This window comes from Bartonella sp. 220B (assembly GCF_026930205.1).
Taxonomy (GTDB): Bacteria; Pseudomonadota; Alphaproteobacteria; order Rhizobiales; family Rhizobiaceae; genus Bartonella.
In genome coordinates, this window is sequence record NZ_JANHOI010000011.1 from 1 (window position 1) to 15,092 (window position 15,092).

General features: G+C 37.4%; 18 protein-coding genes, 1 tRNA gene and 1 pseudogene. 6 read left to right on the top strand and 14 right to left on the bottom strand.

Translation table 11 applies throughout. The features are described from left to right. Together NPX99_RS07025 and NPX99_RS07030 are read left to right on the top strand one after the other, a co-directional pair. Positions 1-85: pseudogene (locus NPX99_RS07025) on the top strand (lambda exonuclease family protein); the annotation flags it as partial. Between the two features lie 79 nt (positions 86-164). Next, the gene (locus tag NPX99_RS07030) at positions 165-440 is read left to right on the top strand and encodes a helix-turn-helix transcriptional regulator (RefSeq protein WP_269031162.1); all 276 of its coding nucleotides are present in this window, start codon (positions 165-167) and stop codon (positions 438-440) included. Between the two features lie 3 nt (positions 441-443). On the opposite strand, the gene NPX99_RS07035 is transcribed toward NPX99_RS07030, so the two are convergent. The 3 genes from NPX99_RS07035 to folE form a co-directional block, all read right to left on the bottom strand. Next, positions 444-1,616, bottom strand: coding sequence for a tyrosine-type recombinase/integrase (locus NPX99_RS07035; protein ID WP_269031163.1), 1,173 nt, complete (start codon positions 1,614-1,616; stop codon positions 444-446). Between the two features lie 150 nt (positions 1,617-1,766). Beyond that, a tRNA-Leu gene (locus tag NPX99_RS07040) sits at positions 1,767-1,851 on the bottom strand. A 129-nt stretch (positions 1,852-1,980) separates the two neighbouring features. Further along, on the bottom strand, positions 1,981-2,598 hold the full coding sequence (gene folE, locus NPX99_RS07045) for a GTP cyclohydrolase I FolE (protein ID WP_269031164.1): 618 nt from the start codon (positions 2,596-2,598) through the stop codon (positions 1,981-1,983). Between the two features lie 126 nt (positions 2,599-2,724). On the opposite strand from folE, the gene NPX99_RS07050 reads away from it, so the two are divergent. The 3 genes from NPX99_RS07050 to thrS all read left to right on the top strand — a co-directional run bounded on the left by NPX99_RS07050 (position 2,725) and on the right by thrS (position 5,602). Continuing rightward, positions 2,725-3,153 (top strand): iron-sulfur cluster assembly scaffold protein, encoded by a 429-nt coding sequence (locus tag NPX99_RS07050; protein WP_269031165.1) that lies wholly within the window; start codon positions 2,725-2,727, stop codon positions 3,151-3,153. Further along, complete coding sequence (gene yidD, locus NPX99_RS07055) at positions 3,154-3,507, top strand: membrane protein insertion efficiency factor YidD (protein WP_269031166.1); 354 nt, start codon at positions 3,154-3,156, stop codon at positions 3,505-3,507. A gap of 118 nt (positions 3,508-3,625) precedes the next feature. After that, on the top strand, positions 3,626-5,602 hold the full coding sequence (gene thrS, locus NPX99_RS07060) for a threonine--tRNA ligase (RefSeq protein WP_269031167.1): 1,977 nt from the start codon (positions 3,626-3,628) through the stop codon (positions 5,600-5,602). Positions 5,603-5,634: 32 nt separating this feature from the next. Here the strand turns inward: thrS and NPX99_RS07065 are convergent, their stop codons facing one another. The 5 genes from NPX99_RS07065 to NPX99_RS07085 form a co-directional block, all read right to left on the bottom strand. Beyond that, positions 5,635-6,138: a MerR family transcriptional regulator gene (locus NPX99_RS07065; protein WP_269031168.1), complete on the bottom strand. Its 504-nt coding sequence runs from the start codon at positions 6,136-6,138 to the stop codon at positions 5,635-5,637. A 192-nt stretch (positions 6,139-6,330) separates the two neighbouring features. Continuing rightward, positions 6,331-6,654 carry an integration host factor subunit alpha gene (locus NPX99_RS07070; protein ID WP_269031169.1) on the bottom strand — a complete coding sequence of 108 codons (324 nt, stop codon included), beginning with the start codon at positions 6,652-6,654 and terminating at the stop codon, positions 6,331-6,333. A 78-nt stretch (positions 6,655-6,732) separates the two neighbouring features. Beyond that, positions 6,733-7,707, bottom strand: coding sequence for a beta-ketoacyl-ACP synthase III (locus tag NPX99_RS07075; RefSeq protein ID WP_269031170.1), 975 nt, complete (start codon positions 7,705-7,707; stop codon positions 6,733-6,735). Between the two features lie 49 nt (positions 7,708-7,756). Then, positions 7,757-8,827 carry a phosphate acyltransferase PlsX gene (plsX, locus tag NPX99_RS07080; protein ID WP_269031171.1) on the bottom strand — a complete coding sequence of 357 codons (1,071 nt, stop codon included), beginning with the start codon at positions 8,825-8,827 and terminating at the stop codon, positions 7,757-7,759. A gap of 149 nt (positions 8,828-8,976) precedes the next feature. Then, positions 8,977-9,540: a YceD family protein gene (locus NPX99_RS07085; protein WP_269031172.1), complete on the bottom strand. Its 564-nt coding sequence runs from the start codon at positions 9,538-9,540 to the stop codon at positions 8,977-8,979. Positions 9,541-9,762: 222 nt separating this feature from the next. On the opposite strand from NPX99_RS07085, the gene NPX99_RS07090 reads away from it, so the two are divergent. Continuing rightward, entirely contained in the window at positions 9,763-10,242 is a 480-nt protein-coding gene (locus NPX99_RS07090; protein WP_269031205.1) for an outer membrane protein assembly factor BamE, read from the top strand. 81 nt (positions 10,243-10,323) lie between these two features. Here the strand turns inward: NPX99_RS07090 and nusB are convergent, their stop codons facing one another. The 6 genes from nusB to glyA form a co-directional block, all read right to left on the bottom strand. Further along, a complete protein-coding gene (gene nusB / locus NPX99_RS07095; RefSeq protein ID WP_269031173.1) occupies positions 10,324-10,794 on the bottom strand; it encodes a transcription antitermination factor NusB in 471 nt (156 codons plus the stop codon). 2 nt (positions 10,795-10,796) lie between these two features. After that, positions 10,797-11,249: a 6,7-dimethyl-8-ribityllumazine synthase gene (locus NPX99_RS07100; protein WP_269031174.1), complete on the bottom strand. Its 453-nt coding sequence runs from the start codon at positions 11,247-11,249 to the stop codon at positions 10,797-10,799. A 78-nt stretch (positions 11,250-11,327) separates the two neighbouring features. Beyond that, a complete protein-coding gene (locus tag NPX99_RS07105) occupies positions 11,328-11,945 on the bottom strand; it encodes a riboflavin synthase (protein WP_269031175.1) in 618 nt (205 codons plus the stop codon). Further along, positions 11,927-13,054, bottom strand: a complete 1,128-nt coding sequence (gene ribD / locus NPX99_RS07110) for a bifunctional diaminohydroxyphosphoribosylaminopyrimidine deaminase/5-amino-6-(5-phosphoribosylamino)uracil reductase RibD (RefSeq protein ID WP_269031176.1) — start codon at positions 13,052-13,054, stop codon at positions 11,927-11,929. The genes NPX99_RS07105 and ribD overlap by 19 nt, the downstream gene beginning before the upstream one ends. Beyond that, positions 13,047-13,529 (bottom strand): transcriptional regulator NrdR, encoded by a 483-nt coding sequence (gene nrdR / locus NPX99_RS07115; protein WP_269031177.1) that lies wholly within the window; start codon positions 13,527-13,529, stop codon positions 13,047-13,049. Before nrdR ends, ribD begins: the two co-directional genes overlap by 8 nt. A 13-nt stretch (positions 13,530-13,542) precedes the next feature. Next, the gene (gene glyA / locus NPX99_RS07120) at positions 13,543-14,856 is read right to left on the bottom strand and encodes a serine hydroxymethyltransferase (protein ID WP_269031178.1); all 1,314 of its coding nucleotides are present in this window, start codon (positions 14,854-14,856) and stop codon (positions 13,543-13,545) included. Positions 14,857-15,092 lie beyond the last annotated feature (236 nt).

Sequence of the window (15,092 nt, forward strand, 5' to 3'; positions counted from 1 at the left end):
AATTGAAGAAATTAATAAAGCAGTCGAAGCTTTTTTAACTCAGATAGAACAAGAGATACAAAAGATCTCAACAAAAGCTGCTTAATCCCATATGGGGGTGCGTTTTTTAAAGTCTTCTTTGCACCCCTACCCTCTCATAATTATAATAAGAAGGATCAATTTAGATGAATGAAGAAAAATTAAAAGCCTCAATAGAAAAAGTAAGTTTATTTGAACAAGCTTTACTATCAATGCGCTTGCAAAGGCTCGTCAATATACAAGACCTCTCAATTTATCTTGGAATGTCTATGACCTATATTAGAGAGCTTGTAAAATCTGGTGCTTTCCCTAAACCAATACAAGAAGGGCGATACTTAAAATGGGATATCGTTGAAGTTGATCACTATATTGAAAGCAAAAAAGCAGAAAGAGACTCTATAGAATTACCACCACTATCGTAACAATCAACATCCAGTCACAAAAGACGCCCACTGTTCTAAAAGAACACGGCGCTGTTCTAAAAAATCAGTCCTCATATAGGCTTTTGTGACTGAATTCCCCACTGAATGAGACAAAGTAAATTCCGCAATTTCAAATGGTGTTGATGTTGTCTCTGCTATCCAATCACGAAGACTAGATCTAAATCCGTGAGGTCGATAAGCAATCCCTCTATCTTTCATAAATTTAGAAAGCGTCATATCAGATATAGGCTTTCCAGAATTTCCAACAAACAAAAATCCATTTTTTTCGATTCTTTTTGCTTTTTCAATGATAGCAATCGCTTCATCTGTAAGAGGTACACGAAAATCAAAAACCTTTCCAACTATCCCCTTCATATTTTCTTTTGGAATTATCCATATTGATTGATGAATCTCCTCCAACCGTATATGCCTAATTGGCATTGAACGAACCCCCGTTAAAATTAAAAGTTTTAAGGCTAAATTTGATACAATATTATCATCTAAGGATTGATAAAAAGCCGGAACTTCTTTCCATGGCATAGCCGGAATATTTTGAACATTTTGAATAAATTTTCCCAATAAAGCTTTTGCTTTTGGTACCAATTGCATATCCACATCTATACCACGTGCTGCGGCATGCTTTATAGCAATATTCAAACGCGATAAAGCCTTGCTTGCTGTTTCATTTTTGGTTTTCCAAATAGGGGATAAGCACTCTTTTATATCAATCTGCGTCAATTCAGTAATTGCTATATCTCCAAGCTTAGGAAAAACATGCAATGTAAGAGGTGTTAACCACCTTGCTGCTGTTCCTTCGTTCTTCAATTCACTTTTCTTGGCTTCAAAAGCGCTTAAAACAATTTCTCTTAAAGAAATATCATCAACCGCCCGCCGTAATTTTTCATTTTTCCTTTCACGAATCGGGTCAATACCTTGGTTTAAAAGATCACGGCAAGCTGTAGCCTTAAGCCTTGCTTCTTTTAAAGATACAACGCTACAAGAGCCTAATCCCATTTCACGACGTTTTTTATTGAAATCGAATCGAAAAACCCAACGTCCTTGATTCTGCGTCGTTTTAATAAGCCATAGTCCAGCTCCATCCGCATATTTACCTTTAGGTAAATTTTTTACAGATAAGGCGGATAATTTATCACGTGTTCTTGTTTTCCTAATCACTTTTTAAACCACCTTTTGAACCACCTTTTGAATTGCGCTTTTGACAGATTCATCAGATATCAAGGTCGTGTATAAAAGACAATTAATTAAATAAAAACAATAAAATAAGATAAAAAACAACATCACGTGATATTGTAGAAAATCCATAACTGGTGCGGTCGAGAAGACTCGAACTTCCACGGGTTGCCCCACAGCGACCTCAACGCTGCGCGTCTACCAATTCCGCCACGACCGCACATGGTGAAGTGAAATACATTGATTTCTGGCTTTAACAAATCATAAAGCCAGGTACAAGCCTATTTTTTCTTTCCTATGATTTATTTTTCCTAAATGATGATAGCGCAATAGAACATACGTTGGTTAATTATAATCTTTGCACCATCTTCATAAAGTTATCCTGTGCACCTTGGTCTTCTTCATAACAACCACGAAAACTTGTTGTAATCGTTGTCGTACCTTGCTTTTGAATTCCTCTCATAGCCATACACATGTGTTCAGCCTCAATCAACACTGCAACACCACGAGGCTGTAAATGAACCACCAAAGCACCAGCTATTTGAGCGGTCATAGCCTCTTGCGTTTGTAAACGACGGGAAAAAATGTCTACAACACGTGCAATTTTTGAAAGGCCAACAACTTTTGTATCAGGAAAATAGCCAATATGAGCTTTCCCAACGATGGGGATCATATGGTGCTCACAATGCGAATAAAAAGGAATATTTTTCATGATTATTGCATCATTGTATCCTGAAACTTCTTCAAAAACTGTATCTAAGATCTCTTCAACGGATTTGCTATAACCAATAAAAAGCTCGCGATACGCTTTAGCTACACGTCTTGGAGTGTCGACAAGTCCTTCTCGATTTGGATTTTCTCCTATCCATAACAACAATGTACGAATCGCTTCTTCTACCTCTCTAAAACTAGGACGCTTTCCAGATAAAAATGGATCTACCGAACCTCCTTTAACAACATCTTGCATTTTAAAACTCCAATTTTATCCCCTAGCAAAGGATTTGCTTCATATCTATTTCATTTTGTATAATCTCTATATAAGCGAATGAAAAGGTTAAGCAATAAAAACTCTTAAAATTTCAGGTAAGAGCTCATGATTGACAATCTCTATAGTAATAAAATACTTGAACACGCCGCCCATATAAGCAAAATTGGACGTCTTAATAATCCTGATGCAACATCAAAAAAACACGCACACCTTTGCGGTTCAACAATTACTGTAGATCTAAAAATAAAAAACAATATCATTATAGATTTTGCTCACGAAGGACATGCATGTGTACTAGGACAAGCTTCAACTTCCCTTTTAGCATCTCATATTATAGGACAGACAACACAAAATCTTAAAATGTTACGTGAAATTATCTATCACATGCTCACAAAAGATGGTCCACCTCCCCAAGCTCCATTTGAAGCATTCTCTTGTTTGCAACCGATTAAAAATTATCAAGCACGTCATACATCAGTAATGCTTCCCTTTGATGCCGTCATAGATTGTATTGAACAAATTGAGGAAAAATAAATGTTCATATTGCAGTTCCAACAAAAAAACAGAAAAACGCGAAATTATGTGGGACCTTGGCGAAAAACACCTGGACGATTACTTGGCATTTTCTTGATACGTTTTTATCAAATAACGCTTTCTAGCTTTATAGGAAATCAGTGTCGTCATGCACCAACCTGTTCAGAATATATTTATGAAGCAATTGCACGCCACGGACTATGGGCTGGTGCATGGATGGGATTTTTTCGTATCCTACGTTGTGGTCCATTTGGAACATATGGATTTGATCCAGTCCCAACCTCTCCTGAAAAGAGTTGTTGTTTTTATAAACCTTGGCGTTACTGGAAAATTTCTACAAAACACGATAAATAATTCTTTTCTTTTTCCATGCCTATTGATAAAAAAAGTCTATAAACTTTAAATTAAATATAACTCAGTTTTCAGGAAATCATCCGCAACCGTTAGCGGAATTGGAGTAAAAGGTTGTTTTATGTCTTGTTCTGTTTCTCTTTCCTTTCCTGATGGTTCAAAACGTGATTATCCTAGCAAAATGACTGGCTTAGAGTTGGCTGAAACCATTTCTAAATCACTTGTGAAAAAAGCAGTCGCCTATAGCCTTAACGGAATCACTCGAGATCTATCAGATCCATTAGAACAATCTGGTCAAATAGAAATCATTACCCGAGAAGATCCACGTGCTCTTGAACTCATCCGTCATGATTGTGCACATGTGTTAGCTGAAGCAGTACAAGAACTCTTTCCTGACACACAAGTGACAATTGGTCCTGTTATTGAAAATGGTTTTTATTACGATTTTGCACGCCAACAACCTTTTACATTGGATGATCTCACTATCATTGAAAAAAAAATGCGTGAAATTATTCAACGCAATAAACCTTTCAAAAAAGAAATTTGGTCTCGTAAAAAAGCAAAAGAGATTTTTTCTGAAAAGGGCGAACTTTATAAGGTAGAGCTTATTGAAAGCATTCCTGAAAATCAAGATTTAAAAATTTATTATCAAGGTAATTGGTTTGATCTTTGCCGTGGTCCACACATGCAATCTACTGGACAAATAGGCAATGCTTTCAAACTGATGAAAGTCGCAGGAGCTTATTGGCGTGGTGATTCCAATAATCCAATGCTCACAAGAATTTATGGCACGGCGTTTGCCAATGAAAATGACTTAAAAGCCTACTTGCACATACTAGAAGAAGCTGAAAAGCGTGATCATCGCCGCTTAGGACGTGAAATGGATTTATTTCATTTTCAAGAAGAAGGGCCAGGAATGATTTTTTGGCATAAAAAAGGCTGGAAAATGTTCCAAAATTTGATCAACTATATGCGTAGACGTCTTGATGATCATCAATATGCGGAAGTTAATGCACCGCAAGTTCTCGATAGATCACTTTGGGAAATATCTGGTCATTGGGGATGGTATAAAGAGAATATGTTCAAAGCAATTCCAGCGGCAGAAGATTGGAATCATGAAAATATTTATGCTCTTAAACCAATGAATTGCCCTGGTCACGTGCAAATTTTCAAACATGGTTTAAAATCTTATCGCGATTTGCCTATAAGGCTTGCTGAATTTGGTCTTGTCCATCGTTATGAACCCTCAGGCTCTTTACACGGTCTTATGCGTGTGCGAAGCTTTACACAAGATGATGCACATATATTCTGTACCGATGAGCAGTTAGCTGATGAATGCCTCAATATTAATGATTTAATTTTATCAACTTATGCTGACTTTGGTTTTAAAGAAATCAGCCTTAAACTTTCAACACGTCCAGAAAAGCGAGTTGGAACTGATGCATTATGGGATCATGCAGAAAATATCATGGAATCCGTTCTTAAAACTATTGAGACAAAATTTGCAGGACAAATCAAAACAAGTATCCTCCCAGGTGAAGGTGCATTTTATGGTCCAAAATTTGAATATACATTAAAAGATGCTATCGGTCGTGAATGGCAATGTGGAACAACACAAATAGACTTTAATCTTCCTGAACGTTTTGGTGCATTTTATATTGATAAAGATTCAGAAAAACGTCAACCTGTCATGATCCATCGCGCCATTTTTGGATCAATGGAACGTTTTCTTGGTATTTTAATCGAAAATTTTGCTGGACATATGCCTCTTTGGCTTGCTCCTGAACAAATCGTTGTAGCGACCATTACATCTGAAGCAAATGAATATGCAAAAAAAATAACGGCAAAACTTAAAGCTGCTGGACTTTCTGCAACATCAGATCTTCGTAATGAAAAAATTAATTATAAAATACGTGAACACTCTTTACAAAAAATTCCGGTAATTTTGGTATGCGGTAAACGTGAATCTGAAACCAATAGTGTGAGTATGCGCCGCTTAGGAAGTACAGAACAGCTCTTCTTGTCTATAGAAGAATCGATTGAACAACTTATCAATGAAGCAACACCACCAGATTTACGCCGTTTAATAAATGCTTAAAAATACACTAAAAGACAAAAGAATCGATAAAATTATCGCGCTCTATCAAGCGCACGTTTACATTCAATAAGTTCAAACAGCGTCTCTTGTAACAATGCTTTATCTGTTTTATCTTTGTGAATATTAACAGAACCAATAGATGCGTCCCCTCCGCTCCTCATGAAACTCAAAAGCCCAAAAGAAGACTTTTTAGGCTCACTACTAGAAGTTTCAAAAGTTTGTCCTGCATGCTTCTTTTCTATTACGACATTCATAGCTTCAAGATCACCATTACCAAATGCAGTAACAAAAGCGATACCATTCTCTTTCAAAAGGCGCTGTACACCCTTTATCGTATACCCCTGATCATACAGCAACTGCTTAATGCCATTGAGCAACTCAATATCGGTTGGGCGATAATAGCGCCTTCCTCCCCCACGTTTCATTGGTTTAATTTGCCTAAAACGCGTTTCCCAGAATCTCAACACATGTTGCGGAAGCTCCAATAACTCGGCTACTTCGCTAATGGTGCGAAAAGCATCAGAGCTCTTATCCATTTGTAACACCTTATCTAAAACACTCTTGGTTACACAACAACCCATAAAGTTCTAATTTTTCAACAAAACCGGTCAAAAATAGGACCATACTTGACAATTTTTAAACTCAAAAGCCTTTTCTCGAAATAAAATGCAAAACTCAATTTATAATACAATTTTTTAACAAACGCCAAACATCGTAACAGTATTTATTTATGTGATATTACTTTTTTGTTTTGCACGATGCGAATCTAAGATTTTTTGTTTAAGGACATTTGCAGCCTTAAATGTCACGACACGTCGCGGTGGAATCGGCGCTTCAATGCCGGTTTTTGGATTCCGTCCAACGCGTTCATTTTTACTACGAACTTGAAAGGTTGCAAAAGAAGAAAGCTTAACGGACTCACCTCTCACAAGGGAATTGCAAATTTCATCCAAAACTAACTCAACCAAAGCTGCTGATTCAGTATGTGACAAGCCTACCCTTCTACAAACTACGCTCGCTAAATCTGCACGCGTTACTGTTTTACTTGTCATTATAACCACCTATTTAAAATATTAAAAATTACAAAATGACTTATACGTTTTATTCAAATATGGTCAAGAGACTATAATTTACCAACGAATAAGAATTGCTCCCCACGTAAATCCACCTCCCATAGCTTCTAACATAATAAGATCTCCTTTTTTAATTTTCCCTTGGCAAACAGCTGTTGTTAAAGCCAATGGCACTGATGCTGCAGACGTATTACCATGCTGATCAACAGTAATCACAACCTTATCTAAAGCAATTCCTAATTTTTTAGCTGATGCTTCAATAATACGTTTATTAGCTTGATGAGGAACAAACCAATCTAATTGTGAAGAATTCATACCTGCTGCTGCAAAACAATCATCAACCACATCGGTTATCATACCAACTGCATATTTAAAAACTTCTCGTCCCTCCATGCGTAAATAGCCCGTTGTTTGCGTTGTTGAAGGGCCACCATCAACATACAGCTTATCCATATATGCGCCATTAGAGCGTAATTTTGTAGCCAATATGCCACAATCAAAAGCAAGATTGCTTTTACATTCCTGTGCTTCTAAAATAGCAGCACCCGCACCATCGCCAAATAAAACACATGTCGTGCGATCTTTCCAATCCAAAATTCGAGAAAATGTGTCAGACCCAATAACTAAAATTCTTTTGGCTGCTCCACAGCGTAAATAGGCATCTCCTGTTGTTAAAGCAAAAATAAAACCAGAACAAACAGCTTGAATATCAAAAGCAAATCCATGTGTCATTCCCAAAGCATGTTGAATTTCAACAGCAGAAGCAGGAAAAGTACGATTTGGTGTTGAAGTTGCTAAAATAATACAATCAATATCTTTTATTGTTAAACTAGCATTTATAAGTGCTTTTTGTGCAGCCTCAACGCCTAAAGAAACCGTTGTTTCATTTTTATTGGCAATATAACGCTGACGTATTCCTGTACGTTGAACAATCCATGAGTCCGATGTTTCAACAAATGTTGCAATCTCATCATTCGATAAGCTTTTTTGAGGCAAGGCGCTTCCTACACCACGTATAACGGATCGAATCATTACGCCCTAACCTTTTCTTCAAATTTTTTAATTATATTACAAAAACTTATCATAAGTTCTTCTCATTTATGGTCGCTTCATCTTCTTGATTTAAAAGTGTTGCTTTATTTTCATGAAACCTCCGCAAATCAGCAGTTATTTTTTTCAGAAGTCCGTTGTTAACCATCTCATAACCAACGCGGATAGCAGACGCAAAGCCATTAGCATTAGCACTTCCATGGCTTTTTATGACAACACCGTTTAAACCTAAAAGCACCCCACCATTCACCCTATCGGGATCCATTTTGTGTTTCAATGCACGAAAAGCACTCCGCGATAAAAAATAACCAAGAGATGTTAAAAAAGAACTGCGCATAGCGGAGTTTAGAATCTCTGCTATCTGTCGCGCAGTGCCCTCTGCAGTTTTTAAAGCAATATTACCGGAAAATCCTTCTGTTACAACAACATCTACTGTTCCCTTTCCAATGTCGTTCCCTTCAACAAATCCTTTATATTCTAGTCCTTCTAAATGCACTTCGCGTAATATCATTCCCGCTTTTTTAATTTCATAAAGACCTTTAACCTCTTCAACACCCACATTTAAAAGACCAACACTCGGCCTTTCAGTATGATAGAGAGCACGAAACATACCTGCCCCCATAACGGCCAAATCAACCAACTGGCTCGCAGACGCACCAATCGTTGCTCCAATATCCAAAACAATGCTTTCACTGCGAAGCGTTGGCCAAATACCTGCAATTCCAGGGCGTTCAGCCTCTGCCATCATTTTTAAACAAAAATAAGACATCGCCATGAGTGCCCCCGTATTGCCCGCAGAAATACAAGCATCAGCCTTTCCATTTTTTACCGCTTCAATTGCATACCACATAGATGATTTACCACGACCATTGCGAAGGGCTTGGCTTGGCTTTTCATCCATACGGGTATAGCTTTCTGTAGGATAAAAGCGGGATACAGAAGCCAAACAAGGGTATTTTTTTAAAACCGGCGTAACAGCTTCCTCTATCCCATAAAACAGAAAATAAATATTTGACAAATATTTTTGTACAATTGCTGCTCCTGCAATAGTTGCTTCTGGACCATAATCACCGCCCATGACATCCACAGAAATTCTAATCACGCTTGCATATCCCACATCTTTTCATTTACTCTTTTAAAAGCATATTACGATTTTTTCTACTGAATAACCACAAAACACCTTCTGCGAAAATAGCTCCGCAGAAAATACTGTTTTTATAATGCAACACAATAGATAATTTTTTTATGTTTTTACAGTCGCTTCCAACTTTCCAAAACAGAAAATGGCGATGATTTTTGCTCAGTTTCTTCTAAATTTTCAATTACACACGCCTTTACCCCCTCTTTGCGCGGATAATGATTAATGGACAACTCAAAGAATTCTTCCATAATTGCACCAATATCAATTTTATCGCCATAAAATACTTCTGGTGTATCTAGTCCTTCCACATCTAAAAATAATTCTCCTGTATCTTCCGCTGTTTTTGGCTTTATTAAATTTGAGTCTTCAGGGACCAAAACAACCTCAATATTTTCACGGAGAATATTTTCTACTGGTTCTAGTGTAACAACACATAACTGTATTATACGTGCCCGCAATAGACCTTTTACACGTACTCCGCGTTTTTTCCACGGGAAAATATGGAATTTTCCTTCACAAGATTTTACTTCAACCAAATTATGATTCTGAGCCAAGTGAGCGCACTCTTGCTGGTTTGCACAAATAGAAACCTTTATGCCCTTAGCTGGTAGAGAACGTACTGATATAGGATAAGCCAAAGCAAATGTTATTTGAGAAACATTTTGAAGATTCATTAACGACTCCCGAATATAGGATGTAATGTATTGCACTTTTGTTTAGCCAAAGTACATTTCACTCATTTTTTTCTTTTCTAAAGAAATTCTATATGGCATAACTACTTTATAACAGGGAAACTCAATGTAAGCTATGGCAGATTAAGCTAAAATGATAAAAAAAATTTGAGGTTACCTTCTTGTCATGTATTTAAGTATAAAAGGGAGATATCATTGTTTCAAATGCCTCACATAGCAGCCTTAATCAAACGTAAGTCATTGATTGGTCTGTCAATAGCAAGCATGGTAGTAGTTTCTGGTTGTAGTATTCTTGATTCTTCAGGTTCAAGCCAAATATATCAAGAAGGTTATGTTCTTGATAATAATGCTCTTAGTTCTGTTTCTGTTGGATCAAGTCAGGAGCAAGTTATTTTAAGTTTAGGAACCCCCTCACTTAAGACAAAATATGATAATGAGGTCTTCTATTATATCTCACAAACGCGCTATCGTGCGATGCAATTTATGAAAACAAAAATTATTGACCGTAAAGTTTTGGCTATTTATTTCAATAAAAACAACCAAGTTACTAAAGTAGCGCATTATGGTCTACAAAATGGACAAGTATTCGATTTCATCACACAAACAACTCCAACCGCTACAAAAGAACAGCCTTTCTTAATCCAGATTATTAAAGGTCCTGCGAATTTGCCAACACATAACTAGATTATAACAATCTGTATAGGACTGATAATCTCGGGACTGATAACTATCAGTCCCGACAATGTTGAGACTAAGAAAACATTCTTAAAGGCGAATTTTTTTTGCCATACTGTCAAGAACGGCATTAACGAGCTTTGGTTCATCACCATCAAAAAATGCTTTTGCTATATCCACATATTCATTCATGACAACAGCAACAGGCACATCTTGACGATTCATCAATTCCCATAAACCTGCACGCAAAATTGCCCGTAATATGGAATCAAGACGTGAGAGTGACCACTCTGTGGAAAGCTGTTGATGAATCATAGGATCAAGCTGTTTTTGATTCTTTACAACACCCGTAATAATAGCTAAAAACCATTGAAAATCAGCATCAAGATACTGATCTCCATCAATATTTTTTCCTAAACGGTAAGCCTCATATTCAGCTGCCGTTTCCATTACACCAGAACCAACTATATCCATTTGATAGAGGGCTTGAACTGCAGCAAGTCTTGCTGCTCCACGTTTATTGGCTGAACGCGGAGAATATTTTCCTTTTATATCAGCCATATTTAATGATTATCTCCAAATCTCTTTTTTAGAGCGATCATACATAAAGCAGCTTTAGCAGCAAAACTACCTTTATTTTTTTTATCCTGTTTTGCACGCTCCCATGCTTGTTTTTCATCTTCAACAGTCAAAATACCATTTCCAATAGCTAAATGTTTATGAACAGTTAAATCCATCAATGCACGACAAGAATCATTCGCAACAATTTCAAAATGATATGTTTCACCTCGAATAACACAGCCAAGTGCGATATAACCATCATACTTACTCTTTTTTTCGGCAAAAGCTATTGCAGCTGGTATTTCTAATGCCCCTGGAACTGTCACGATATCATAGCTTGCTTCAGCTTTCTGCAAAGCATTTACTGCGCCTGCAAGAAGAGCATCAGAAATCCCCTCATAAAAACGCGCTTCAACGATCAATAGATGCAACTTTTTATGCTTCTCTTTTATCATAACAAGATCCCATAAAAATTAACCAAAAAAATTAGGCTTATAGAGTACAAAATTTTGAAAATTACAATAACCTTCAACTCACATATCTGTTATTTTAAAACCAGAAAGCTTTGCAACATAACGAGCCAACGGATCGATCTCTAAATTGACTTGGTCTCCAATTTTAGCTTGTCCCCAAGTTGTCATTTCAAGTGTATGACGAATAATAAGAATATCAAAAATACAGTCCTCAACACAATTCACGGTCAAAGACGTCCCATTAAGTGCAATAGAACCTTTGCTTACAATAAAGGGCGTAAATTGTGTTGGAACCTGTAGGAAAAAACGAACTGCATCACCTTCATTTTTTTGATCAATGATCTCAGCCAAACCATCAATATGACCAGAAACCAAATGCCCCCCCATTTCATCACCCAATCGGAGAGAACGCTCTAAGTTAATACATGTTCCTTTTGTCCATTGGGCAAGATTAGTCAAACGCAATGCCTCTTCCCACGCCTCCACAGCAAACCAACTCATATTTTCCTGTTTTGATCCTCGTTCAACGATTGTCAAACAAATTCCTGAACACGCAATGGACGAACCAATCTCTAAGCTTTCAACAGCATAACGCGTAGAAATATTGAAACGCAGCCCTTTTTTTAAAGATTGAACATCTTTAATACAACCGATATCCGTTATAATCCCTGTGAACATAACGTCTTACGCCTCCATTTATAAAAACGGTCATTTCCAAACATTCTTGCTTCAATTTTATGAAATTGTGAGAGATAATTTTCAAAATGAGGAGCTTCAATACGGTTTTCGCCTAAAATAATGGGAGCATAAAAGCATATCAAATGATCCACACAACCAGAATTTAAAAACTTTTCTCCTGTCTTCACTCCTCCCTCAAGTAAAACACTATTGATTCCACGTTGATAAAGCAGCTGTAAAATAGCAAGGGGCTGCATGCAGCCATCATCCATTTTTACCGAATACACAGAAACACCATACTGCTCTAGCGCATTTTTTTTGCTTTTCTTTGCAAGGTTTTTATCACAAATAATCCACGTAGGAATTTTTGTTGCTGTTTGAATAACTTTTGCATCAAGAGGGATACATAAATCTGCATCCAAAATGACACGTATTGGCGAACGCCTTTCCATCCCTGGCAAACGACAATTCAATTGTGGATCATCGGCTAATATAGTGCCAATACCAACGAGAATAGCATTATTTTGAGCGCGTAAAATATGCGTATAGGTATGAGAAATCATTCCACTTATTTTTATTCCCCCCTGCCCCTTTTTTCCCACACCATTATCAGCAGATATTGCCATTTTTAAAGTGACAGCACAACGTTGCAACTTTTTTATACACCAATGCGTACACAATGCTTCAAAAGCTTCTTCAGCAAGAATGCCCTCAACCACTTCAATACCAGCTGCCCGTAAAAGAGCAATCCCACGACCATCAACCCGCTTATCTAAATCAGTAAGAGCAATAACAACCCGCGAAACACCTGAATCAATGAGAGCATTCACACATGGTGAAGTTTTTCCATAATGCGAACAAGGCTCTAAAGTCACATAAGCTGTTGCACCATGAGCTAAAGTTCCAGCCATTTGTAATGCTTGTACTTCAGCATGAGGCCTCCCATGAATGGCTGTTACACCATATCCTACAATAGATGTCCCTGCCCCCTCATCGTTTCGCACAATTAACGCACCAACTGAAGGATTCTCACCGGTAAGACCAACATGACGCTCTGCTAAACGGATAGCTGCAGCCATAAACCGCTTATCTTGCATTTTTTTATTCATCAAAATGAGATTCTGTATCCGCTATATCCTTTGACAACTCGTCTATAACATCATGAAAATCGCTTGCATTGCGAAAATCTCGATAAACAGAAGCAAAACGGATATAGGCAATATCATCAATACTTTTTAATGCTTCCATCACAAGACAACCAATTTTTTCTGAAGGAATCTCTGGTTCCCCCAAACTCTCGAGTTGTCGTACAATGCCAGAAATTGCCCGTTCAATATAGTCCGGATCAATATTGCGTTTACGCACTGCTATATCAACTGATCGCATTAATTTATCACGATCAAAGAGCTCACTTCGACCACTTTTTTTTAAGACTAAAAGCTCACGCAACTGAACACGTTCAAAAGTCGTAAAACGACCACCACAAACAGCACAGATACGGCGGCGGCGAATAACCGCCCCCTCCTCTGCAGGACGAGAATCTTTAACCTGTGTATCCTCATACTGGCAGTAAGGACAACGCATCTCCTGTACACCCTTAACAAGTGCTAAGATAAGAGTAAAGAGGAAACTTATCCGTTATATCTTTTACTTTTTTCTTAACAGCCATTTCAACGGCACTATTGTCCTCATCGCTTTTTGCTGCTTTAAGACCATCAAGCACTTCTGAAATCAGCTCACCAATTTGAATAAATTCTTTTTCTGCCAAACCACGCGTCGTTGCAGCTGGCGATCCCAAACGAATTCCTGACGTTATAGATGGCGTTTCAGGGTCAAAAGGAATACCATTTTTATTACAGGTAATATTTGCTCGTCCCAAAGCCAATTCAGCGCGTTTTCCTGTCACATTTTTAGAACGCAAATCAACCAACAATAAGTGGTTATCTGTACCACCAGAAACAATATCAAAACCATTACTCTGTAATGTTTTTGCTAAAATTTTTGCATTCGCAACAACATGAGTGATGTAACTCTTGAAAGAAGGCTGTAGGGCCTCTTCGAATGCAACAGCCTTAGCCGCAATCACATGCATTAAAGGACCACCTTGAAGACCAGGAAAAATTGCTGAGTTAATTTTTTTGGCTAAAACTTCATCATTTGTTAATATCAATCCACCACGAGGACCTCGCAACGATTTATGCGTCGTTGTTGTTACAATATGCGCATGTGGAACAGGTGAAGGATGAACACCACCAGCAACTAAACCAGCAATATGAGACATATCAACGAGAAAATAAGCACCGATTTCATCTGCAATTTCACGGAACCGTTTCCAATCCCATAGGCGAGGATAAGACGAACCACCTGCTATAATAAGCTTTGGTTTGCGTTCTTTTGCGAGCCGTTCAACTTCTTCCATATCAAGAATCTGATCTTCTTGACGCACACCATAGCTAACAACATCAAACCATTTTCCTGACATATTAACGGATGAACCGTGTGTGAGATGACCACCAGCATTTAAATCCAACCCCATAAATGTATCACCAGGCTGAAGTAAAGCTAAAAATACAGCTTGATTCATTTGGCTACCAGAATGAGACTGAACATTTGCAAAAGCAGCACCAAAAAGCTGTTTTGCGCGTTCAATTGCTAAATCCTCAACAACATCAACAAACTGACATCCCCCATAATAGCGCTTTCTTGGATAACCTTCTGCATATTTATTGGTTAAGACTGATCCCTGTGCTTCAAGAACTGCTCTTGAAACAATATTCTCTGACGCAATCAGCTCAATTTCTTGTTGTTGACGCTCAAACTCTCCCTTAATTGCATCAAAAATTGCCCTATCAACGGTTTGTAAACTATCATTAAAAAAGCGCTTTTGTGTGTCATTTTCTTGCTGAGTCATAAAACACATTCCTAACATATAAAAAATAAAGTAATGGGACGATAACACAGCAAACTGTGCAAACCAAACATTTTAAACCACTTTCACTCAAAAATGGTATAAACATTTATCTTATTTCTTTGCCATATAAAATAGAAAACCCTTCCCTCATAAAAATGAGGTAAAATAAGTATGAAGTTTCTCTTCTCACACGTCTATTTATCACACTTTCTACAAATAAAAAGATCTATAATCTT